General features: G+C 70.0%; 20 protein-coding genes. 4 read left to right on the top strand and 16 right to left on the bottom strand.

Annotated elements, in window-relative coordinates:
• Positions 1–104: 104 nt before the first annotated feature.
• A complete protein-coding gene (locus D7X55_RS07765) occupies positions 105–824 on the bottom strand; it encodes a hypothetical protein (protein ID WP_120548040.1) in 720 nt (239 codons plus the stop codon).
• A gap of 106 nt (positions 825–930) precedes the next feature.
• Between D7X55_RS07765 and D7X55_RS07760 the strand changes: the two genes are divergently transcribed.
• On the top strand, positions 931–1,590 hold the full coding sequence (locus tag D7X55_RS07760) for an MBL fold metallo-hydrolase (RefSeq protein ID WP_121722674.1): 660 nt from the start codon (positions 931–933) through the stop codon (positions 1,588–1,590).
• A gap of 10 nt (positions 1,591–1,600) precedes the next feature.
• Here the strand turns inward: D7X55_RS07760 and D7X55_RS07755 are convergent, their stop codons facing one another.
• Positions 1,601–2,338: a M50 family metallopeptidase gene (locus D7X55_RS07755; protein ID WP_121722673.1), complete on the bottom strand. Its 738-nt coding sequence runs from the start codon at positions 2,336–2,338 to the stop codon at positions 1,601–1,603.
• Positions 2,339–2,460: 122 nt separating this feature from the next.
• On the opposite strand from D7X55_RS07755, the gene D7X55_RS07750 reads away from it, so the two are divergent.
• Both D7X55_RS07750 and D7X55_RS07745 read left to right on the top strand, forming a co-directional pair.
• Entirely contained in the window at positions 2,461–4,638 is a 2,178-nt protein-coding gene (locus tag D7X55_RS07750; RefSeq protein ID WP_120548043.1) for a S46 family peptidase, read from the top strand.
• Between the two features lies 1 nt (position 4,639).
• Entirely contained in the window at positions 4,640–5,296 is a 657-nt protein-coding gene (locus D7X55_RS07745; protein ID WP_120548044.1) for a hypothetical protein, read from the top strand.
• A 12-nt stretch (positions 5,297–5,308) separates the two neighbouring features.
• On the opposite strand, the gene D7X55_RS07740 is transcribed toward D7X55_RS07745, so the two are convergent.
• Complete coding sequence (locus tag D7X55_RS07740) at positions 5,309–5,824, bottom strand: RNA polymerase sigma factor (protein WP_120548045.1); 516 nt, start codon at positions 5,822–5,824, stop codon at positions 5,309–5,311.
• Between the two features lie 178 nt (positions 5,825–6,002).
• Here D7X55_RS07740 and D7X55_RS07735 point away from each other — a divergent pair, with 178 nt between their 5' ends.
• Positions 6,003–7,949: an APC family permease gene (locus tag D7X55_RS07735; RefSeq protein ID WP_121722672.1), complete on the top strand. Its 1,947-nt coding sequence runs from the start codon at positions 6,003–6,005 to the stop codon at positions 7,947–7,949.
• A 23-nt stretch (positions 7,950–7,972) separates the two neighbouring features.
• On the opposite strand, the gene D7X55_RS07730 is transcribed toward D7X55_RS07735, so the two are convergent.
• The 13 genes from D7X55_RS07730 to gspE form a co-directional block, all read right to left on the bottom strand.
• Positions 7,973–9,604 carry a sigma 54-interacting transcriptional regulator gene (locus tag D7X55_RS07730; protein ID WP_120548047.1) on the bottom strand — a complete coding sequence of 544 codons (1,632 nt, stop codon included), beginning with the start codon at positions 9,602–9,604 and terminating at the stop codon, positions 7,973–7,975.
• A gap of 119 nt (positions 9,605–9,723) precedes the next feature.
• Positions 9,724–10,704: a type II secretion system protein GspN gene (gene gspN / locus D7X55_RS07725; protein WP_120548048.1), complete on the bottom strand. Its 981-nt coding sequence runs from the start codon at positions 10,702–10,704 to the stop codon at positions 9,724–9,726.
• A gap of 3 nt (positions 10,705–10,707) precedes the next feature.
• Positions 10,708–11,265 (bottom strand): type II secretion system protein GspM, encoded by a 558-nt coding sequence (gene gspM / locus D7X55_RS07720; protein ID WP_120548049.1) that lies wholly within the window; start codon positions 11,263–11,265, stop codon positions 10,708–10,710.
• Between the two features lies 1 nt (position 11,266).
• On the bottom strand, positions 11,267–12,874 hold the full coding sequence (gene pilM / locus D7X55_RS07715; RefSeq protein ID WP_121722671.1) for a pilus assembly protein PilM: 1,608 nt from the start codon (positions 12,872–12,874) through the stop codon (positions 11,267–11,269).
• A 1-nt stretch (position 12,875) separates the two neighbouring features.
• A complete protein-coding gene (locus tag D7X55_RS07710; protein ID WP_121722670.1) occupies positions 12,876–14,327 on the bottom strand; it encodes a type II secretion system protein GspK in 1,452 nt (483 codons plus the stop codon).
• On the bottom strand, positions 14,327–15,001 hold the full coding sequence (locus tag D7X55_RS07705; protein ID WP_121722669.1) for a type II secretion system protein GspJ: 675 nt from the start codon (positions 14,999–15,001) through the stop codon (positions 14,327–14,329). Before D7X55_RS07705 ends, D7X55_RS07710 begins: the two co-directional genes overlap by 1 nt.
• Complete coding sequence (locus D7X55_RS07700; protein WP_233609686.1) at positions 14,998–15,915, bottom strand: prepilin-type N-terminal cleavage/methylation domain-containing protein; 918 nt, start codon at positions 15,913–15,915, stop codon at positions 14,998–15,000. The genes D7X55_RS07705 and D7X55_RS07700 overlap by 4 nt, the downstream gene beginning before the upstream one ends.
• A gap of 8 nt (positions 15,916–15,923) precedes the next feature.
• Positions 15,924–16,649 carry a Tfp pilus assembly protein FimT/FimU gene (locus D7X55_RS07695; RefSeq protein WP_120548054.1) on the bottom strand — a complete coding sequence of 242 codons (726 nt, stop codon included), beginning with the start codon at positions 16,647–16,649 and terminating at the stop codon, positions 15,924–15,926.
• Between the two features lie 8 nt (positions 16,650–16,657).
• Positions 16,658–17,125, bottom strand: coding sequence for a type II secretion system protein GspG (locus tag D7X55_RS07690; protein ID WP_120548081.1), 468 nt, complete (start codon positions 17,123–17,125; stop codon positions 16,658–16,660).
• Positions 17,126–17,182: 57 nt separating this feature from the next.
• Positions 17,183–17,602, bottom strand: a complete 420-nt coding sequence (gspG, locus tag D7X55_RS07685; RefSeq protein WP_120548055.1) for a type II secretion system major pseudopilin GspG — start codon at positions 17,600–17,602, stop codon at positions 17,183–17,185.
• Positions 17,603–17,678: 76 nt separating this feature from the next.
• Positions 17,679–17,822 carry a hypothetical protein gene (locus D7X55_RS44115; protein ID WP_167510879.1) on the bottom strand — a complete coding sequence of 48 codons (144 nt, stop codon included), beginning with the start codon at positions 17,820–17,822 and terminating at the stop codon, positions 17,679–17,681.
• Positions 17,823–17,840: 18 nt separating this feature from the next.
• The gene (gene gspF / locus D7X55_RS07680) at positions 17,841–19,097 is read right to left on the bottom strand and encodes a type II secretion system inner membrane protein GspF (RefSeq protein ID WP_120548056.1); all 1,257 of its coding nucleotides are present in this window, start codon (positions 19,095–19,097) and stop codon (positions 17,841–17,843) included.
• 7 nt (positions 19,098–19,104) lie between these two features.
• Positions 19,105–20,931, bottom strand: a complete 1,827-nt coding sequence (gspE, locus tag D7X55_RS07675) for a type II secretion system ATPase GspE (protein WP_120548057.1) — start codon at positions 20,929–20,931, stop codon at positions 19,105–19,107.
• Positions 20,932–21,102: the final 171 nt, after the last annotated feature.

Here is a 21,102-nt window from a genome sequence, read left to right as displayed (position 1 = left end):
CTTCTGTACGTCCGTACAGTCCTGTGCCTGCTTGAAACCCACCGCCAACCCCCCGGAATTCCGAAGGGAGCGAGGGCCTGGCCTGGCTGGCGGGCTGCTTGCGGCTAGCCGTTGTCGCCGGTGGTGTTGGCGCGGGGCTTCTTGCCCTCCGCGGCGTCCGGGGCGCGGCCCCAGTTGCCGCTGCCGCGCTTGAAGATCTGCACGCCCCGGCCGGAGCTGCCGCTGGCCATCCCGTTGATGGTGGCGGTCAGCGCCTTGCTCCCCGGCGGGTGGTAGATGACGCGCACCTTGCGGGCGGAGGGCAGCAGCGCGCTGGTGGCGTCCACCAGGAGGTACACGGTGGTGCCGTCCGTCTGGATGCGCTCCGGATCCTGCCGGTTGTTCAGGTCCGCGAGCAGCTCGCCCGCGTCCGCGCTGGTGGCGTCCGAGCCCAGCTGGCGCACCTTCACCCGCAGGGCGACCTCCGGGGGCGCGTCCTGGCGCTTGTACTCCCGCACGCCCTGGATGACGACCGCCAGGTCGGCGCCGTTCTCCGGGGCCTTGTCGGTGGACAGGCGGAGGCCGGACTGGGTGCTGGAGTCGGTGTCCAGGAAGAGGGTGACGTTGGCGCAGCGCTGCTTGCACTCCTCGCCGAACGGGTCCTTGTTGAACTTCAGCCGCATGGCGAAGTCGCTGCCCTGGGGCCCGATGGTGGCGTCCACGATGACGGGGCGCTCGTCATCCCCCGAGGGCTTGTAGCGGAGGGTGGAGGGGGTCCGCCCGGCGGCGGAGGCGGTCGCGCTGGCCAGGAGCGAGCAGAGGAGCAGGGTGGGCAGGCGCTTCACGGACGGAGACCTCCTGACGGCATGGGGCAGCAAAAAGTGGCATTCAAAGGGAACTGGCCCCGGCGCGGCAAGCCTGGGGCGTAGAGTGGCCGTCTGGAGGACAACCATGCCCACGCCGTACGTGCGTCAGCTCAAGCTCGGACCGATGGACAACTTCGTCTACCTCGTGGGGCCGCAGGACGGCCCGGAGGTGGTGGTGGTGGATCCGGCGTGGGACGTGCCGGCCATCGAGGCGGCGGTGGCCCAGGACGGCAAGCGCGTGGTGGGCGCCTTCGTGTCGCACTGCCACGGCGACCACATCAACGGCCTGGACGAGCTGCTGTCGCGCCACGACGTGCCGGTGTACGCGCAGGCGGAGGAGGTCGCCTTCTCCAGCGACCTGCGCAAGCGGGGCGGGGACGCGCTGCGGACCCTGAAGGCGGGGGACCCGGTCCAGGTGGGCGCGCGCACGTTCCATGCGCTGCACACGCCAGGGCACACGCCGGGCTCACACTGCCTGCTGGCCGAGGACGCGCTCGTGTCCGGGGACACGGTCTTCATCAACGGGTGCGGCCGGTGCGACTTCCCGGGGGGCAGCCCGGAGGACATGTACCGCTCGCTGTCGCAGGTGCTGGCGAAGGTGCCGGACTCCACGAGGCTGTACCCCGGGCACGACTACGCGGACGTGCCGGTGGCCCAGATGGAGGCCATCCGCCAGAAGAACCCGTACTTCGGCTTCCCGGACATGGCGTCTTTCGTGGCCTTCCGGATGCGGCCGCGCAAGTAGGGCCTGCCGCTCACACCCGCCGCGCGCGGGCCATGGGCGGCATCTTCACGCCGCCTGACGGCTTCGCGTGCATGGCCCAGTACGCGGACACGCCCAGCAGCGCCAGGGACAGGAGCGTCCACAGCGCCGCCCAGACGACGGACGGCACCCACGTCTCACTGGCGAGGATGGCCGCGTCACTCTGGGCGCGCACCGCGCTGTTCCACAGGTCGTCCCTCAAGTCGAAGACGACGTAGAGCGCGGTGAAGGCCGCGAGGAACAGGTTGAGCGCGTCCACCAGGCCCGTGGGCAAAAAGCGCGCGCCCAGCCCCATGGCCAGCGCCATGCCCAGGCAGAAGGCCAGGGTGAAGAGGTCACCCGCGTAGAAGAAGCCCATCACCGCCAGCCACACGGACGCCGCGCCCATCACCGCGCGGCCCAGCCGGAATCGGAAGGTGGCCAGCATCAGCGCCGCGCCCGCCACCGCGCTGCCCAGGTAGCCCGCGGACGACACGATGACGCGGTTGATGACGCCGGGCGGCAAGCGGCTGAAGCAGGTGCCGCCCTCGTTCACCTGGAGGTGCACCCGGTCCACCGAGCCCCCCACGAGCAGCGAGGCGATGGCATGCCCGCTCTCGTGCATCATCACCACCAGCACCTTCACCGGCCACAGCACCGGCGAGTACCAGAAGTACCAGGACGCCCCCATCAGGAGCAGCAGCAGCGCCAGCCTTCCGAAATCCAGTGTCGCCCCGCTCGCGGTCCGCATCGCTGGTCCCCTCCTGCCTGGACACCGGAACATCCAAGCGCGTTCCATCTTCCGCGAAAACGCGCGCTCCGGACACCGGAACGGTCGCGCCGGGGCGGCGGACGGGGTAGGGATGGGGCACCATGAAGAAGACGCTCCTTCTCCTCTCGCTCGTGGCAGCCCCGGCCTTCGCCGGGGAAGGGAAGTGGACCCCGCAGCAGGTGCTGGAACTGAGCCCCGCCTGGCTCAAGGCCCAGGGCCTCCAGCTGCCGCCCAGCAAGCTGTGGGACCCCAAGCGCGGCACGGGCCTCTTGGCGGGCACGGTGAACACCAGCGGCTGCTCCGGGTCGTTCATCTCCGCCTCCGGCCTCATCATCACCAACCACCACTGCGCCTTCGCCATCATCCAGGAGCACAGCTCCCCGCAGAAGGACCTCATCACCGACGGCTTCCTCGCGAAGAGCCAGTCGGAGGAGCTGCCGGGCAAGGGCTCGCGCGTGCAGGTGCCGCGCGGCTTCAAGGACGTGACGGCGGAGATCAACGGCGCCGTGCCGCAGGGCGCGGACGACCTGGCGCGCTACAAGGCCATTGACCGCAAGCAGAAGGAGCTGGTCGCCGAGTGCGAGAAGCGCCCCGCCACCCGCTGCCAGGTGGCCACCTTCGACGGCGGCGTGAACTACACGCTGGTGGACGCCGTGGAGCTGCAGGACATCCGCCTGGTCTACGCGCCGCCGCGCGCCGTGGGTGAGTACGGCGGCGAAGAGGACAACTGGATGTGGCCGCGCCACACCGGCGACTTCGCCATCATCCGCGCGTACACCGCGCCGGACGGCGCCTCCGCCGCGTACAGCGACAAGAACGTGCCCTACAAGGCGGAGTTCTTCTTCCCGCTGTCCACCGAGGGCGTGAAGCCGGGCGACTTCGTGATGGTGCTGGGCTACCCGGGCACCACGTTCCGCACGCTGCTGGCGGACGAGATGGCGGAGCGCCAGGCGCGCTACTACCCGGCCATCCGCGACGTGCTGGGCGAGGCCATCCGCATCCTGGAGGCGGAAGGGGAGAAGGACCCCGCCGGGAAGATCGCCGTGGCCTCGCAGCTCAAGGGCCTGCACAACGTCTACAAGAACGCGGGCGGGCAGCTGGCGGGCCTGAAGCGCGGCCACATCGTGGAGAAGCAGCGCGACGCGGAAGCCGCCACCGTCGCCTGGGCGCGGAAGGACAGCGCGAAGTGGGGCGAGTCCCTCAAGGCCCGCGAGGCGCTGCTCGCGGAGCAGAAGGAATCCTCGAAGACGTTCGACCGCGAGTTCCTGCTGAACATGGCCGGCCGTCTGGCGCGCGGGCCCGCGCTGGCCACCACCGTGTCCCGGCTGGCCATGGAGCGCGCGAAGCCGGACCTGGAGCGCCGCCCGGAGTACATGGACCGCGAGCTGCCGCGCACCAAGGACCGCCTGGAGCGCGAGCAGAAGAACCTCTTCCTCGCCGCGGACAAGGCGCTGCTGCACGCGTTCGTGAAGCGCGCGCAGGCGCTGCCCGCGGACGCGCGCATCGCGGCCGTGGATGCCACGTTCGGCAAGACGTACTCGCAGAAGGACGTCACCGCGAAGATCGACTCGCTCTACGCGGGCACGAAGGTGTTCACGCTCGCCGAGCGCCTGAAGATGGCGGACGAGTCCGTGGGGCAGCTGGCCGCGCGGCGCGACCCGCTGCTGGCGTACGGCATGGAGCTGGCGAAGGAGCTGGCCGCGCTGGATGACACGCGCGACCGGCGCCAGGGCGCGTCCTCGCGGCTGCGGCCGGCGTGGCGCAAGGCGGTGATGGCGCAGGCGGGCAAGCCCATTGCTCCGGACGCCAACAGCACGCTGCGCGTGTCGTTCGCCAAGGTGCAGGGCTACACGCCGCGCGACGGCGCGCTGTACCTGCCGCAGACGACGCTGACGGGCATGCTGCAGAAGCACACGGGGGAGGAGCCCTTCAACGCGCCGGAGAAGGTGCGCGCGGCCGCGGCGGCGAAGAAGTTCGGCACGTGGGTGGACCCCCGGCTGAAGGACGTGCCGGTGGACTTCCTGGCGGACGCGGACACCACGGGCGGCAACTCCGGCAGCCCCACGGTGAACGGCAAGGGGCAGCTCGTGGGCGTGAACTTCGACCGCGTGTGGGAGAACGTCGCGAACGACTTCGGCTACAATCCGGACGTGGCCCGGAACGTCAACGTGGACGTGCGCTACCTGCTGTGGCAACTCGACCAGGTCGAGGACGCGGACGCGCTCTTGCGCGAGCTCAACGTGCGCAAGGGCAAGCCGGTGGCCAAGGAGGCGCGCTGACATGTCGGACGCGGGAGCGGGACCCAGACCTCTTCCCACCTTCCGCCCCGACGAACGGGTGTGCGGCAACTGCAAGCTCTGGAGTCCGCACTCCGAGGACCACCGTGGCTGGGTGGGGCCGTGCCGCGTCTACACCTCGCGCGGCCTGTTCCCGCCCTCCGCGCCCATCTGTGACAAGTACGCGCCCCGGGGCTCCGCGGCCCCTGCGGCGCCCCTCGTTTCGAGCAACCGGACGCGCCCCGCGCGCAGCGTGGCGCCCGTGGTGGTGCGCCACCGCGCGGATCCGCGCGCGGTGGTGGACCTGGAAGGGCTGAACATGACGCGCGAAGAGCTGATGGACATCTTCCGGGAGGCGGCGGGCCTCAGTGATCCGCCGCTCGCGGGCAAGTGGGAGGGCGGCACGGTGCGGCTCGTCCCGGGCAACCCGGAGCTGCAGGCGAAGGACCTGCCCATCGACAACCTGTTCCACAAGGTCACGATGGTGCGCGACCGCATCCGCGTGCTGGAGCAGAAGCTCAACGCGCACCCCAAGCTCACGGACGCGGAGAAGGCGGAGATGCAGGGCTACATCACCCGCGTCTACGGCTCGCTCACCAGCTTCAACCTCCTCTTCAAGGAGAAGGGCGACCAGTTCGTGGGCAGCAAGGGCGACGAGTAGACGCTTCGTGCCTCAGGGCCGCTGGCCGCGCTCCTCCATCACGGTGAGGGCGCGCTGGCGGCCCCGGTGCAGGGCGCTCTTCACGGTGCCCTCGGGGATGTGCAGGAGCCGGGCGATTTCGGCGGAGCCCAGGCCGCGCACCTCGCGCAGGTAGAGCACCTGCCGCTGCTGGGGGTTCACCTCCTCCAGCGCTTCGTGGAAGTGGCGCTGCATCTGCTTGCCCACGGCGTGGGCCTCCGGCGACACGGTCTCTTCCGGTGCGTGCGTCAGCCGCTCGCGGCGGCGCCGGGAGCGCAGCCAGTTGATGCTGCTGTTGACCATCACCCGGTGCAGCCAGGTGGTCCACGTGGCGCGCCCGTCCAGGCCGGGGGGCTGCCGCGACAGGCGCAGGAAGACGTCCTGCACCACGTCCTCCGCGTCGTCGGTGTCCCCCACGATGCGCCGGGCAATGGCCAGCGCCCGGGGACGGTACTCGGCGTACAAGTCATCCAGGGTAGGGAAGGCGAGGACGGCGGCGTGCGGGCCCATGGTGGATGGTCTCCTGTGTCTCCTTCGTGAAACGAACGGGCCCGCGAAAGGGTCTATCGCCCTGGGGGGCATGCGACCGCGGGGCCGTGTTTCGTCCGGAATCCGGTGCCCACCTTCCGGCCCAGGGGGATACGCCGCCATGGCTCAACTGGCCGAGTACGGACGCAGGAGGCCATTCATGCCCCGGCGCCGGCAGGGCCACGGCCTGATGGACCTGCTCCTGGGGCGCCCGCTCACCAATGCCCAGGCGAGGCAGGAGAAGACGGGCGTCCTCACCGGCGTGGCCCTGCTGGGGCTGGACGCGCTGTCCTCCGCCGCGTACGGCCCGGAGGCCGCGCTCACCGTGCTGCGCCCGCTGGGGGCCTCGGGGGTGTGGCTGCTGCTGCCCATCACCGCCACCATCGTGGGGCTGTTGATGATCGTCGCGGGCTCGTACGCGCAGACCCTCGCCGCGTACCCCAGCGGCGGCGGCGCGTACTCCGTGGCGAAGCAGAACCTGGGGCGGGGCGCGGGGCTGCTCGCGGCGACGGCGCTGATGCTGGACTACCTGCTCAACGTGGCGGTGGGCATCTCCGCGGGCACGGGCGCGCTGGTGTCCGCGCTCCCCGCCCTGCGGCCCTACACCCTGCCCATCACCCTGGGCCTGCTGACGCTGCTCACCCTGGTGAACCTGCGCGGCGTCAGCGAGGCGGGCGCCGCGTTCGTCGTGCCCACGTGGTTCTTCATCACGTCGCTGGGCCTGGTGCTGGCGGTGGGCGTCTACAAACTGGCCACTGGTGAAACGACGCCCGTGCAGCCGCCGCCGCCCCTGGCGGTGCCCACCGCGCCGCTGGGCGCGTGGCTGGTGATTCGCGCCTTCGCCAGCGGGTGCACGGCGATGACGGGCGTGGAGGCCATCAGCAACGCCGTGCCCCTCTTCCGTGACCCCACCATCCGCCGCGCCCGCGCCACGCTGGGCATCATCGTGGGCACGCTGGTGACGATGCTGCTGGGCATCGCGCTCCTGTGCCGCGCGTACGGCGTGGGCGCCACGGACCCCGACGGCGCGAACTACCAGACGGTGCTGTCGCAGCTCATCGCGGCGGTGATGGGGCGCGGCGCCTTCTACTTCGTGGCCATGGCCGCCATCCTCTGCGTGCTCGCGCTGTCCGCGAACACCAGCTACGCGGGCTTCCCGCTCGTCTGCCAGGTGCTGGCGCGCGAGCGCTACCTGCCGCCGGGCTTCGCCCACCGGGGCCGCAGGCTCGCGCTGTCGCGCGGCATCCTCACCCTGTCCGGACTCGCGGCCGTGCTGCTCATCGTGTGCAGGGGCATCACCGACCGGCTCATCCCCCTGTTCGCCATTGGCGCGCTGATGGCCTTCACCCTGTCGCAGGCGGGCATGGTGGTGCACTGGGGCCGCCACCGGGAACAGGAGGGCTGGCGCTGGCGCCGGGCCCTCAACGGCGTGGGCGCGGTGATGACGGCGCTCACGCTGTGCATCGTGGCCGTGTCCAAGTTCATGCACGGCGGCTGGGCCGCGTTCGTCCTCGTGCCCGTGGGGCTCATGGTGCTGGCGCGCGTCCACGCCGCGTACACGCGCACGCGGCAGGCGACGGAGCTGAAGCGGCCCCTGCTGCTGACGCCCCCGTCGCCCATGGTCGCCGTGGTGCCCGTGGACCGCTGGTCCCACGCGTCGGAGACGGCGCTGCGCTTCGCGCTGACGCTGAGCGACGACGTGCGCGCGGTGCACATCTGCAGCGGTGACACCGACGAGGCGGCGCTGGACTCGCAGTGGCAGCACTTCGTCCAGCAGCCGCTCCTGGAGGCGGGACGGACGCCTCCGCCGCTCGTGCACGTGGGGTCGCCGTACCGCGTGCTGGTGTGGCCGCTGATGGACTATCTGGACGCGCTGCTGGAGGAGGTGCCCGGGGGCACCGTGGCCATCGTGCTGCCGGAGTTGCTGGAGCGGCGCTGGTACCGGGCCATGCTCTACGGCCGCCGCTCGGAGCTTTTGCGCAGCGCGCTGCTGTTGTCCGGCGAGCGGCGCCTGGTGGTGGTCAGCGTGCCCTGGTACCTGCGCACGGACGCGCACCCGGCGCCGCACTCCGCCTGGGGCGCCCCCGCCCACCCCGGGAACGGGTAGGGCGGAAGGGGCCCGGCTTCACGTCACTCCTGCTCGTCCTGCTTCGTCAGGCCCCAGTCCTTCAGGCGCTTGAAGAGGGTGGAGCGCGCGAGCCCCAGCTCTCGGGCCACGCGCTCGCGGTTGTTGTTGAAGCGGCGCAGCGCGGTTTCGATGATCTGCCGCTCCAGCTTCTCCAGCATCTGCTCCAGCGTCATGCCCGGCGGCAGCTCCGGCACGGTGATGCCCGTCTCGCGGTTGACCTCCTGGTCGAAGGACAGGTCGCTCGCGTCGATGGACGGCCCCTTGCGCAAGAGCAGCGCGCGGTGCACCACGTTGCGCAGCTCGCGGATGTTGCCCGGCCAGGCGTGCTGCTGGAGCCGGTCCAAGGCCGCCGGGGTGAAGCGCACCGTCTGCCCGCGCGGGGCGAACGTGCGCACGAAGTGCTCCGCCAGCGCCACCACGTCTCCCCGGCGGTTGCGCAGGGGCGGCAGGTGCAGCGGCACGACGCACAGGCGGTAGTAGAGGTCCTCGCGGAAGCGGCCCTCGCGCGCCGCGGCCAGCAGGTCCCGGTTGGTGGCCGCCACCACGCGCACGTCCACGTGCAGCGGGCGGCTGGCGCCCACGCGCTTGATTTCGCCGCTCTCCAGCGCGCGCAGCAGCTTCGCCTGGAGGTCCAGGGGCAATTCGCCAATCTCGTCGAGGAACAGCGTGCCGCCGTCCGCCTCCTCGAAGGCGCCCTTGCGCGCGCCCACGGAGCCGGTGAACGCGCCCTTCTCGTGGCCGAACAGCTCGCTCTCAATCAGCTCCTTGGAGATGGCGGCGCAGTTGACCGGGATGAGCGGCCGGTTCGCGCGCGGCGAGCACGCATGCAGCGCGTTCGCCACCAGCTCCTTGCCCGTGCCGGACTCGCCCAGGATGGTGACGGCCGCGGTGGACGGCGCCACGCGCTGGATGAGGTCCGTGAGCTGCCGCACGGACGGGTCGCTCCCGAGGATGCCGTGGAAGGCCTGCGCCTCCTTCTTCGCCGCGGGCACGGCCTCAAGAATCAGCTCCGCCTCGCCCACGCGCAGCGTGGTGGGCAGCGTCACCTCCGCCTCGAAGAGGCGCACCGGCCCCAGCCAGGTGCCGTTGGTGGAGCGCAGGTCCACGACGTGGAAGACGCCGTCGCGGCGGGTGACCTTCAGGTGCCGGCCGGAGATGAACCGGTCCTGGAGCACCAGGTCGTTGCCCGCGTCCTTGCCCACCGTGAAGCTGTCGCCGGTGAGCCGGTGCACGGCCTCCGTGCCGCCCTGCTTCACGCGCAGCTGCGCGGCCTGCCAGCGCTGGGAGTCGCGCCCCTGCACGACGGTGGCGCTGCCGGCCTCCGTGGCCGCGTCCGCGTCATCGCTGGCGCCGTGCTGGCGGAACACCGCGCGCCACTGGCCCAGCTCGATGTCCGCGCCGTCGGGCAGGTCCGCGCGCTCCACCGTGGCGCCCGCGACCTTCGTGCCCTTGCCGGACAGGTCCTCCACGCGGCACTTCTGTCCGTCCCACAGGAGGGCCACCTGCTGGCGGCTCACCTCCGGATCCGGAATGGCCACGTCGCTCGAGTCGCCCCGGCCGAGCACCACCCGCGCCCGGTCCACCGCCACCCGCAGCACTTCCTCGCCTCGACGGAAGAACACCAGCTCCGGCATTACGAACTCTCTCCCAAGCCCGGACACCCCAGGGCCGCGCGCAGCGCTTTACACGGCGCGTGCGCGGGCATCAACCGGGGCCGACCGCAGGAGGGGGGAGGGCCGGAACCGACCCCGCCCTACCGCTTGGGGCCGAAACGGGGGCTGCTCACCATGCCGCTGAGCCGGCCGCCGCGCCAACCCGGCTTGTCCCGGTCCTGCGGCAGCATGTTCACCGCGAGCGCCAGGGGGCCCAGCCGCTGCTGGAAGGCCTGCTCGAACTTCAGCCCCACGTCCAGGGCCAGCTCGCTGTACTCCAGCCGGCGGCCCAGCTTCACGGTGCCGGTGCCGGTGCCCTCCAGGTCCTCGCTCTTGAGGTTCAGGTCGCGCACCGTGCCCAGGCCCTTGTCGAACTGGAGGTCGCCGCGCAGCTCACCCAGCACCACGCGCGGCAGCTCCATGGGCATCGCGGGGCCGCCGCCCATGGGGATGGCCGCCTTGCCGCCCTTGATGGTGAGCCCCTGGGTGTCCACCACCACCGTGCCGGACGCCTGGGACCAGTCCACCGGCTGGCCGCGAATCATCGTCCCGGGCGCCTGGAGCGCGAGCTTCGCGTTGAGCGTGCCCTCCATGTCCACGCCCGTGTACTTCGGCAGGTTGCCGCCGCCGGCCTGCACGCCGTCCACGTCCACGTTCAGCGACGTGCCGCTCATGCCGCCCACGTGGATGTTCACCGTGCCGCCCATGCCCTTGAGCTTCGCCACCACGCCCACCGGGAAGAGGGAGGGGCGCAGCGCCACGCTGTCGAAGACGAGCGCCTCGCCCAGCTCATCCGGGCCCAGCCCGCCGGACTCGCCCCGGGCGAGCGCCGCGACGGACTCAGCACCTAGCGGCGTGGGCGGCTTGCTCACGCGCACGTTGGTGGCGGTGACGCCGGACAGGCCCGGACGCAGGCCGCCAATGCGCACCGCGAGCCCGTGGGCCGCGGCCTCCGTCACCAGCCGCGTGCGGACCGCGTCGTACGGGAACGTGAACATCAGGCAGAGGACGAACGCCACCACCGCGAAGGCGGCGTAGCCCACGACGAGCTTCCAGCGGGCGGTCTTCGATTCAGTGGCCATGGGTTATTGCTTCATCCGGTAGGTGGCGACGGTCGTCCACGCCGTCAGGGTGTCCGTGGCGGGCCGGGGCTCCACGCGCAGGTACTTCACCTTCACGATGCCCGGGCCCGTCTCCACCGTGCGCAGGAAGTCCGTCAGCTTGCGCAGGTCCACGTCCGTGAAGGTCAGCTCCACGGAGCTTTCGATGATCTTCCCGTCCCCCACGCCCACGTCGCCCTTGGGCGTCATGTTGGGGACGGTGAGGCCCGCGGCGGTGGCCTTGTCTTCAATGTACGTGATGAGGCGCACGTTGCTCTGGGTGAGCTGCTGCTCCACGTTCTGCCGCTCCGCCTGCGCCTGGCCGTAGCTGGTCGCCAGCGCCTGCACCTCCTGCAGCTTCGCCAGCTTGTCCTGCGTGCGGCGGCGGTAGCCGTTCGCGCTGTTGGCGAAGCTGAAGAGGGTGACGAAGAGCACGAACACCAGCACCGCGGAGCCGGCCAGCGCCACGAGCTTGCGCTCGCGGTCGCTCAGCCGCTCGAACCAGGTCTGGAGGGGCGCGAAGAGTTCTTTGATCTTTCCCATGTCAGGTCTCTCCCCCCTGCGGCTCGCCGGGGCACTGCACCTGCACGTCCAGGCGGAAGGTCACCTTCTGCCCGTCGCGAGTCTTCTCCACCTTGCCCTCCTTCACGTCCTTGAAGCAGCGGTGGCCCTTCAAGGCGGCGGAGAGCGTGTCGATCTGCTTGGAGCTGTCCGTCTCTCCCTGGAGCATGATGCGGTCCAGGTCCACCTGGATGCGGTCGAACTTCACCGGCACCTCCGGCGGCACGCGCTGGGTGACCTCCGCCAGCAGGTTCACGGCGGACATGGCGGGCAGCGCCGCGGCGGGGCTCTCCACGCCCTTGAGCATGTTGAGCGCGCGGTCGTAGTTCGTCTCGCAGGTGCCCAGGATGCGCTGGGTCGTCTTGCAGAGCACCGCGTCCACCTCCGCCTCGCGCCGCGACAACACGGTGTTGCGCACGACGCCGAACGCGATGAGCAGCAAGAGCAGCGTCACCGCGAAGGACGCCAGCAGGCCCAGCCGGTCCTTCACGTAGTCGTAGCCGCCCTTGAAGGCGAACTCACCCCGGCGCAGGTTGAAGCGAGGCGCCTTCGCCCCGGCCGCGTTGCCGCGCATGGCCAGCGCGTACGCCTGCGCCGCGGACGGCGTCTCCTTGGCGCCAATCGTCGCGGCCGCGTCCGCCGGCAGCGCCAGCACGCGCACCGGCAGGTTCAAATCCTTGGACAGCTGCTCGGCCAGACCCGGCATCCGCGCCGTGCCGCCGCACAGCACCACCGCGGAGACCTGCCGGCGGGTGCGCGCGGCGAAGGACTTGAACGACGGACGCAGCTCGCGCAGCACCGGCTGCAGGCCGCGCACGAAGGCGTTCGCGGCGCGCTCGGCGTCCGGGCCCTGGGCGGCGCTGGCCATGACGCCGTGCGCTTCCTTCCACGCGTGGGCCTCCGGCAGCGTCGTCTGGAACTCCGTGGCCAGGGCTCGCGTCAGGTCGCGCCCGCCGCCCGCGAAGGTGCGCGCGAACTCCACGCCCTTGCCCGGCTGGCCAATGGCCACCGACGTGCGCTCATGGCCGATGTCCACCACCGCCACCGGGCCGCCCTCGGACGCGCCCTCGAAGAGGCCGGGCATCTGCGTGAAGAGGTTCTGGTACGCGAGCGCCGGATGGGTGATGACGCGCGGATCCACCTGGAGTCCGCCCAGCAGCGCCAGCAGCGACTGGAGCTCCTCCTTCTTCACCACGCCCACCAGCAGGTCCGCGGCCTTCTCCTTGCCGCCGGTGTCCTTCTGGCCGACCACCTGGTAGTCGTAGACGACCTCCGAGATGTCGAACGGCAGCTGGCTGCCCACCTCGAAGGGCAGCGTCGCCTCCACGCGCTTGCTGTCGGAGAAGGGCAGGCTCACCGCGTGCGTGGTGAGGGACGGGCCGGGCAGGGCGATGACGACCTGATCCACGTGCCCCGCCGGCATCTTCCCGAGCAGCTCCTCCACCGCGGCGCGCAGCGTCTCCGAGCGCTCGCCCTCCTGCGCGCGGCGCACCTCCGCGTAGGCCTGGGTGCTTTGGCTTTTCGCTCCGGAGTTGAGCACCACTCCCTTCACGGAGTGGCTTCCCAGGTCCAGGCCAAGAATGCGGGCCATGCTATTCCTCTCTGTAATACACGAGCTTGCCCAGCCCGTCGTCCAGGCGGATGACGGCGGTGAGCGTCTTCTGGACGCTGCCCGCCTCACCCACGGACTTGATGGTGAAAGTCTTGCTCTTGTCGCCCAGGTAGCGGTTCTGCTGGACGTTGCCCTTGATGAGCGGGTTGACGGCGATGCCGGCCTGCTCCACCACGTTCACGAAGTCCGCCACCGACATGCCGAAGAAGTTGAACATGCGCGCGGCGCGGATGCGGCTGATGAGCTCGTTGAGGAACACCGGATCCGTCAGGCGCGGATCCGGCCGGTTGGGGTCCGCGGCGGACATGATGGCCAGGCCCAGCATGATGGGGTCGTCGGTGTTGACGTTGGGCTTGGAGTTGATGTCCGGGTACACCGTGAGCCGGTCGCGGAAGGCCGCCATGAAGCGGTCGTTGACGCCATGCACGCGGTACAGCTCATCCAGGCTGTCGAAGCGCGCGTTCTTCACTTCATAGCGCGGTTCGTAGCGGCTGTACGCGGAACCCTCGTCCGCGAAGCCCGCGACGAAGGGGTTCGTCGGGTCCTTCTCGTTGAGGGTGGACTGGGTCTGGTCCTCGTCGGACCAGTCCTTCAGCGCCAGGATGGTGTCCCGGGGCGTGGAGCGCACCTTGTTGGCGTCGTCCTGCTGCCAGAGGAACTCGAAGCGCTTGTCGGAGAACATGTCCAGCATGCGCGCGGCGGTGGCCTGCGACTCCGCGCCGCCGGTGTTCAGGCGCATGACGTTGAGCTTCTCCTCCTCGTCGCTGATGGTCGCGAGGAAGCAGCCCTCGAAGCCGCCGAAGGAGCGGCGCTGCATCTGCGCCGCCATCTGCGAGGCCGCGCCCGCGTTGTCCCCGTCCTCGCCTTCCATCTGGAAGTTGGGGTCCACCTGCACGGCTTCCGTCTCCACGGGGCGCCCGTCCTCGCTCTGCGCGCCGTCGCTCTTCACCAGCCCCTTGAGCATGTGGCAGTCCACCCGCGCCAGCTTCCAGAGCTGGAGGTTGAGCGACTGCGGCTGGAACGCGGCCGCGCCGGCCGCGCCGCCGGTGGCGCCGCCGCCCAGGGCGCCGCCCATGAGGCCGCTCAGGAGGCTCGCGGGGTTGGGGATGGGCGTCTGGTCCACCTGCCGCTGGAAGCGCAGCAGGAGCCGCCCCAGCGACAGGCCGGAGCGGGCCATGTAGTAGGCGCGCACTTCGTCGCGCTGGTTGGCGGCGAGCTGCAGGTCCACGCGGGTGTTGTAGGCGAACTCCGTGGCCACCACCGTGAGCAGCGTGATGGACACGAGCGCGATGATGAGCGCCACGCCGCGCGAGCGCCGGTGCTTCTTCTCCGCGCTCGAGCGCGCGGGGCGCGTCTGGGCATGGACATGGACAGGGGCCATCCGCGCCTTGCCGCGCCGGCGGGAAGCCTGCTGGAAGTAGGGGAAGGCCATCAGTTGAACCTCGGCAGCGTCGTGTTGAGCACGATGCGCGCCTGTGTCGTGTAGCGCGCCTCCTTGCCCGCCTCATCCAGGGCGATGACGGTGATGCGCACGCGCGTGGGGAGGATGTCCTTGCGCTCGTTGCGCCGCGTGTCCCACTCGTCGTCCCATTCCTTCTTGTCGGAGTCCCAGTAGGCGAACTCCACGCCCTTGACGCCTTCGAAGAGGACGTCCGTGGTGCCGCCCCGGTCCATGCGGTCCCCCACGTTGGGGTCCACCCGCCGCTTCAGGTCCTGCCGCTGACGGGCGCCGCGCTCGCTGGAGTTCTCCACGAAGTACTCCACCACCGCCTGGTCGGACTCCTTCACGTCCGTGTACAGGCGCTGGTGCGCGAACGTCGTGAAGGTCAGCTTGTCGCGCTCGCCAATGAAGTTGGTGGGCCGGTCGTTCTGGTCGCGGAAGCGGCGCAAATCGTAGCGGTCGCTCACGAAGGCGGAGCCGATTTCGCGGGCCATGCGGTTGAGCGACACGCGCACCATGCGGTAGCGCTCGGCCTCGCCCTCCACGACCTCCTTGGCGTTGATGCCCGTCTGGAAGGCCATGGCGACGACGGTGCCCATCAGGGCGGTGATGCCCACCGCGACCATGACCTCCATCAGGGTGAAGCCACGCATGCGACGCTTCATCGGATGCCTCCGCGTCCAGGCAGGCCGGGCAGGCCGCGTCCGCCGAAGATGCCACCGGGGCCGCGCGGGTTGATGCCGGTGTTGCCGGTGCCACCGCCCTGCTGCGAGCCGCCCGGGTTGTTGAGCTGGTTGAGCATGGCCGCGCGGTTCACCAGCGGCTCACGCGTGTTCGGGTCCAGCTTCTGTCCGTTGGGGCCGTCAATGGGGTTGTCCACCACCTGGCCCGTGCGCGGGTTCACCCACTGGTTCTCCGCGCCCGCCGTGCTGCCCGCGTTGGGCGTGAAGCCGCCGTTGCGGTCGCCGCCCGGCCCCAGCGACACGACGTGCGTCACCACGTCCACGCTCTCCACCTGGGTGCCTTCCTTCCAGTACACGGTGAGGTGCACCTCGCGGACGGACTTGGTGAGCTGGTCCACCATCTGCGTGAACATGGGCTGCGCCATGCTCATGGCGGATGCGCCCATGGGGCTGGCGGTGGTGGTGCTGCCCGGAGGCGTACCGCCCTTGCCGTCGCCGCCACCGCCGCCAAAGAGGCTGGCCAGGCCGCCCAGCGGGTCGCCGGAGTCGCCGCCGCCCATGGGCAGGTTGAAGATGGCGCCAATGAGCTGATCCGGCGTCACGCCGTCCGTCTTGGGCGCGATGAGGCGGGCGCGCCACTTGAACTGGGGCCAGCCCTCGTCGGAGAAGTCGCCGGACTGCTCGTCGTCGTCCTGGTCGAAGCCGTCGTCGTAGAGCTTCTGCTCCAGGTCCGTCATCTTGGAGCGGGACAGGAGCGCCGCCACGGTGAGCCGCTTGGTGTAGACGTGGTTCGCCACCGCGCCGGAGTTGAGGTCGAAGATGGCCATCAGCGCGACGCTGAGGATGGCCAGGGCCACCATCGTCTCCAGCAGGGTGAAGCCCGAGCGCCTTCGCATGGGGGTCCTCATGAGCGGGGCACCTCCAGGGCCTCGGGTGCGATGAACACCTTGCCCGTCAGGGGTGACACGTCCAGCGTCCAGGCGTTGTCACCCTGGCGCAGGAAGACCATGGCCTTCTCCGTGTAGCCCTGCGGGAAGAAGTAGAGATAGGCCACGCCGCTCTCCACCGGCTCGCGCTGCTGCCGCGTCCACACCGACACCGCCACGCCCGCCGGAAGCGACTTGGGCGAGATCTCCTCCGCGGTGTACGCGGAGAAGGTGGACTGGGCCTCGATGCGGTTCTTCTCCTCGTCCATCAGCTCCTGCGCGGAAGGCTGCGAGCCCTCCGAGCGCGTGTAGTTCTTGCGCGAGTCGCCGCCGTTGTTCCCGTCGCGCGCGCGGCGCTCGCGGTCGCGCGACTCGTCGCGCAGCGCCGCGTCCCGGTCTCGCGAGGTGGTGACGCCGCCGGCCGCGCATTCCGCGTGGTAGCGCGTGGCCTCTTCACGCTTCGGGTCCGGGATTTCAAACACCAGCCGGCACGTCTTGCCGCTGAGCGCCGCCGAGTCGTAGAGCGAGCGGATGACGCCCGCGAGCTCCGTGGCGCTGCCCTTGGCCTTCGCGCCGGTGATGGCGCCAATGCCAATGGTCACCGCGGCGAACATCACCGCCGCGATGGCCAGCGCGATGGAGATCTCAATCAGCGTCAGGCCGCGCGGGGCACGGCGGCGGCGGGCGGGAAGAGGGGAGGACATGGCCCGCTTCAAGGCTGCACCTCCTGTGCCACGATGCCGCCCGAGAACAGGTCCGCGGCCTCGCCCGTGCCGCCGGGCTTGCCGTCGGAGCCGAGCGACAGCACGGCGCCCGTCTTGCCCTCCATTCGGTAGATGTACGGGTGGCCCCACGGGTCCAGGGGCGTGCCGTCAATCACCTTGGAGTCGATGAGCGGCGTGAAGCCCTGCTCCTGCGAGGGGAAGAACCCCATCAGCCGGTGGTGGGCCTTGAAGAGCCCCTCCAGGCGGCGGATCTGCTCGCGCGCCTGGCGCTGCGTGGGCGTGAGGGTGTTGTCCTCGGTGGCCCACACCAGCGCGAACGCGAGCAGCGTGGCGCCCACGAAGACGCCCAGCAAGAGCAGGCGCCCCAGGCGGGAGGAGCGGGCGCGGGCCTGCTCGGTGGAAACGGCGCGCGCCTCGCGCGCGGACGTCGGTGAGGAAGTGTGCTCGGGGGTCATCACGGGCATTCCTACGACAACACGCGGGAGGCGCGGCTTTGCTTCAGGAAAACGCCGTTACTGACGGGCGTTCTGGTCCTTGGAGGAGATGTCGGCGTCGGAGCCCTCGCCGCCCGGGTTGCCGTCGGCGCCGTAGCTGGTGATGACCGGCTTGCCGCCCTCGTTCATGTACACGTACTCACGGCCCCAGGGGTCCATGGGCATGCGCTCCAGGTTGTTGGTGTCCACCAGCGCCTTGAGGCCCGTGGCGGTGTCCGGGTAGGAGCCCTTCTTCGTGTAATAGAGCTTCATCGCGCTCTGGATGTTGCGGATGTCCAGCTTCGCGGTGTCCTGCTTGGCCTCTTCCAGCTTCGGGATGACGGCCACGCCCACCGCCGCCGCGATGAGCCCGAGGATGGTGATGACCACCATGATCTCGATGAGGGTCATGCCGCGGTTCTTGCGGCGCTGCTGCTTCTTCGCGTTCGTCGTGTGCATGTCTTCACTCACCTTCGGGTGACTTTCTGGCAAGCCACCGCGCCATGGGTGTGTCGGGATGTCAGGGGAGGCTGCTTCAGGGCGCCGTGCCCGCGCTGGAGGCGGCGGGCGGGTCACGGTGGGCGTAGAGGGTGGCCCCCACCGTCGCCAGCGTGGCGGCCAGGGCCAACAGGCCCATCAGCGTGGCGCGCTGGATCCACCGGTCGAGCGTGTCGTTCATCGCGGAAGCTCCCTCCACCTAATGGATGGCCGTGTTCACCTGCAGAATCGGCATCAGGATGGAGAGCGCTACGAATGCAATCATCACGCCCATCACCACGATGAGCATGGGCTCCAGGAGGCTGGTGAGCGCGCCGATGCGCACGTTCACCTGCGTCTCATAGGAGTCCGCCACCGACAGGAGCATGTCCTCCAGCTGCCCTGATTTCTCACCGATGGCGACCATGTGGTACACGAGCGGCGGGAACTGGCCGGAGCGCTTGAGCGGGTTGGCGATGCTTTCGCCCTCGCGGATGGATTCGCGGGCGTTCTCCACCGCGTCCGCCAGCACCGAGTTCGTCATCACCGCCTTGACGATGTCCAGCGCGGCCAGCATGGGCACGCCGCTCTTGAGCAGCGTGGCCAGCGTGCGCGCGAAGCGGGAGATGGCCAGCAGGCGCACCAGGCTGCCGAAGATGGGGGCCTTGAGCGTGAAGCGGTCCCACTTGGGCTTGCCCTTGGGGCTCCGGGTCCAGCGCATGAACATCACCACGCCGGCGATGAAGGCCGGAATGATGATGAACCACCAGGCCTGCATGAGGTTGGACGCGGCGATGAGGATGCGCGTGTTGAGGGGCAGGGTGGCCTTCATGGTCTCGAAGATCTTGGTGACCTTCGGGACGACGAAGACCATCAGGAGCACCAGGATGCCGCCGCCCACCGCCAGCATGATGATGGGGTAGATCATCGTGCCGATGATCTTCTGCTGCAGCTTGGCCTGGTTCTCCGTGAAGTCCGCCAGACGCAGGAGGACCTGGTCCAGCGCGCCGGAGGCCTCACCCGCGCGCACCATGTTGATGTAGATGCTGGGGAAGATCTTCGGGTGCTGGCTGAACGCGTCCGCCAGGGACGAGCCCTCGTTCACGCGCTGCTTGATGTCGGAGAGGGCGCGCTTGAGGCGCTCCTTCTCCGCCTGGTCCACCAGCGCGTTGAGCGAATCCACGATGGTGACGCCCGCGCCCAGCAGCGTGGCCAGCTGCCGGGTGAGGATGGCGACGTCCTCCGTGGACACGCGGCCGCGGCCCAGCTTGCGCAGGTCCACGTCGCGGGCCAGCAAGGAAGCGTTGGCGCCCTTGGAGACGCCCGCGCGGCTGCCTTCCGCCTGACCCAGCACGTCCGTGAGGAAGATGCCGTCCGCGCGCAGCTTGGAGCGCAGCGTCTTGGGCGAGTCCGCCTCCAGCAGGCCCTTCTTCTGCCTGCCCTGGGAATCAAGGCCTCTGTATTCGAAGACGGGCATGGCGGACCTAGATGTCCTCCTGCGTGATGCTCAGGACTTCGGCGATGGTCGTCTCGCCCAGGGCGATCTTCCGCACGCCGTCATCCAGCAGCGTCGTCATGCCCTTGGCCAGGGCGGACTTCTTGATGGTGGACGCGTCCACGTTCTTGAGCACCAGCTGGCGCACGTCGTCGTCCACGAAGAGGAACTCGTAGATGCCGGAGCGGCCGCGGTAGCCGTTGCGGTTGCAGGACGGGCAGCCCACCGCGCGGTAGATGCGGTCCGTGTTGAACTTCGCCTTGAAGCTGGCGAGCGTGAAGCCCAGCTCCTTCAGCTCCGCGTCCGTGGGCGTGTACTGCTGCCGGCAGTCCGGGCACACCCGGCGCACGAGGCGCTGGGCGAGGATGCCGGTGAGCGACGACGCCACGAGGAAGGGCTGCACGCCCATGTCCACGAGTCGCGTCACGGCGCCCGCGGCGTCGTTGGTGTGCACCGTGGAGAGCACCAGGTGGCCCGTGAGGGACGCCTGGATGGCGATCTCCGCCGTCTCCTTGTCGCGGATTTCGCCGACCATGATGACGTCGGGGTCCTGGCGGAGGAAGGAGCGCAGGCCCTGCGCGAACGTCAGGCCAATCTTCGGAGCGATGGCCATCTGGCCAATGCCCTTGAGCTGGTACTCGACCGGGTCCTCGACGGTGAGGATGTTGAGGTCCGAGGTGTTGATCTTGGAGAGCGCGCCGTAGAGCGTGGTCGTCTTGCCGGAGCCCGTGGGGCCCGTCACCAGCACGATGCCGTGCGAGCGCTTGATGACCGACTCCATGTTGGCCAGCACCTGCGGGCTCATGCCGATCTCCGCCAGGTCCAGCAGCGTCGCCGTCTTGTCCAACAGACGCATGACGATGCGCTCGCCGAAGGACGTGGGCGTGGTGGACAGACGGATGTCGATGTCGCGGCCGGCCAGCTTGATGCGGATGCGGCCGTCCTGCGGCAGGCGCTTCTCCGCGATGTTGAGCTGCCCCATCACCTTCACGCGCGCGATGATGGAGTTCTGGTAGCGCTTGGGCGGCTTGATGACCTCCTGGAGCACGCCGTCGATGCGGAAGCGCACCAGGAGCTCGCGCTCCATGGGCTCGATGTGGATGTCGCTCGCGCGCTCCTTGGCGGCGCGGAAGAGCACGGAGTTCACCAGCCGGATGACGGGCGCTTCGTCGTCCGCGTCCAGCAGGTCCTTGGGCTCCTCCAGCTCATGGGCCAGCGAGTCCAGGTCCTCCGTCGTCTCCATCTCGTCCACGAGCGCTTCGGCCTCGTTGACGGAGCGGTCGTACACGCTGTTGATGGCGTCCACGATGGTGGAGGCCAGCGCGATGCGCGGCTGGATGGCCTGCCCCAGCAAGAGGCGCGCGTGGTCCAGGGCGGTGGTGTCCAGCGGATCCGCCACCGCGAGCACCACCTCGTCGCCCTCCAGGGAGAGCGGCAAGAGCTGAGTCTGGCGGGCGAAGTTGATGGGGATGCGCTTGACCAGCTCCGCGTCCACCTCCTCCACGAAGATGCGCTGGAGGTAGGGCAGGTCCAGCTGGTGGCCCAGGGCGCGGGACACGTCCTCCTCGCTGACGGCCTTCATGCCCACCAGGATTTCACCCAGGCGGCCGCCCTTCTCCTGCTGGGCGGCGAGCGCCTCCTGGATCTTCTCCGGGGTGAGGCTGGGGACGAGCGCGCGGAGGATTTCGCCCATTGGCCGGCCGCACAGGTACGCCAGCCCGTGGCCGACGACCTGGGTGGCGTCGTTGCGGCCGCCGGACACGTCGGGCGTCGCGGTGGAGCCTTGAGAAGTGGGGGTGTCGGCGGTCAGGTCCATGGGTCTCTTACTCTCCGTCGCCCGGCTGGATGCGCAGCCGCTCGGCGTCCGCGTCCGGGCTGGGCGCGACGACCTCGGGCTGTGGCGCGGGGACTGATCTCTCCGAACCCTCCGGAGGCGCCTCGAAATTTCGCGGTGCCTGCTCGCCCTCGGGGGCGGGCGCGGCACCTT

This window comes from Corallococcus sp. AB049A (assembly GCF_003668885.1).
Classification (GTDB): Bacteria; Myxococcota; Myxococcia; order Myxococcales; family Myxococcaceae; genus Corallococcus; species Corallococcus interemptor.
Note: the sequence above shows the minus strand (reverse complement) of the source record. Positions and strands in the feature narration are given on the sequence as shown.

Excerpts from the sequence above, each read along its gene's own strand:
- D7X55_RS44115 (WP_167510879.1), bottom strand. The coding sequence starts at position 17,822 with ATGAACGACACGCTCGACCGGTGGATCCAGCGCGCCACGCTGATGGGC.
- gspM (WP_120548049.1), bottom strand. The coding sequence starts at position 11,265 with ATGGGAAAGATCAAAGAACTCTTCGCGCCCCTCCAGACCTGGTTCGAG.
- D7X55_RS07755 (WP_121722673.1), bottom strand. The coding sequence starts at position 2,338 with ATGCGGACCGCGAGCGGGGCGACACTGGATTTCGGAAGGCTGGCGCTG.
- D7X55_RS07690 (WP_120548081.1), bottom strand. The coding sequence starts at position 17,125 with ATGACCCCCGAGCACACTTCCTCACCGACGTCCGCGCGCGAGGCGCGC.
- gspN (WP_120548048.1), bottom strand. The coding sequence starts at position 10,704 with ATGGCCACTGAATCGAAGACCGCCCGCTGGAAGCTCGTCGTGGGCTAC.
- pilM (WP_121722671.1), bottom strand. The coding sequence starts at position 12,874 with ATGGCCCGCATTCTTGGCCTGGACCTGGGAAGCCACTCCGTGAAGGGA.
- gspE (WP_120548057.1), bottom strand. The coding sequence starts at position 20,931 with ATGGACCTGACCGCCGACACCCCCACTTCTCAAGGCTCCACCGCGACG.
- D7X55_RS07695 (WP_120548054.1), bottom strand. The coding sequence starts at position 16,649 with ATGTCCTCCCCTCTTCCCGCCCGCCGCCGCCGTGCCCCGCGCGGCCTG.
- D7X55_RS07700 (WP_233609686.1), bottom strand. The coding sequence starts at position 15,915 with ATGCGAAGGCGCTCGGGCTTCACCCTGCTGGAGACGATGGTGGCCCTG.
- gspF (WP_120548056.1), bottom strand. The coding sequence starts at position 19,097 with ATGCCCGTCTTCGAATACAGAGGCCTTGATTCCCAGGGCAGGCAGAAG.
- D7X55_RS07760 (WP_121722674.1), top strand. The coding sequence starts at position 931 with ATGCCCACGCCGTACGTGCGTCAGCTCAAGCTCGGACCGATGGACAAC.
- D7X55_RS07750 (WP_120548043.1), top strand. The coding sequence starts at position 2,461 with ATGAAGAAGACGCTCCTTCTCCTCTCGCTCGTGGCAGCCCCGGCCTTC.
- D7X55_RS07730 (WP_120548047.1), bottom strand. The coding sequence starts at position 9,604 with ATGCCGGAGCTGGTGTTCTTCCGTCGAGGCGAGGAAGTGCTGCGGGTG.
- D7X55_RS07735 (WP_121722672.1), top strand. The coding sequence starts at position 6,003 with ATGCCCCGGCGCCGGCAGGGCCACGGCCTGATGGACCTGCTCCTGGGG.
- D7X55_RS07705 (WP_121722669.1), bottom strand. The coding sequence starts at position 15,001 with ATGAAGCGTCGCATGCGTGGCTTCACCCTGATGGAGGTCATGGTCGCG.
- gspG (WP_120548055.1), bottom strand. The coding sequence starts at position 17,602 with ATGCACACGACGAACGCGAAGAAGCAGCAGCGCCGCAAGAACCGCGGC.
- D7X55_RS07745 (WP_120548044.1), top strand. The coding sequence starts at position 4,640 with ATGTCGGACGCGGGAGCGGGACCCAGACCTCTTCCCACCTTCCGCCCC.
- D7X55_RS07710 (WP_121722670.1), bottom strand. The coding sequence starts at position 14,327 with ATGGCCTTCCCCTACTTCCAGCAGGCTTCCCGCCGGCGCGGCAAGGCG.
- D7X55_RS07740 (WP_120548045.1), bottom strand. The coding sequence starts at position 5,824 with ATGGGCCCGCACGCCGCCGTCCTCGCCTTCCCTACCCTGGATGACTTG.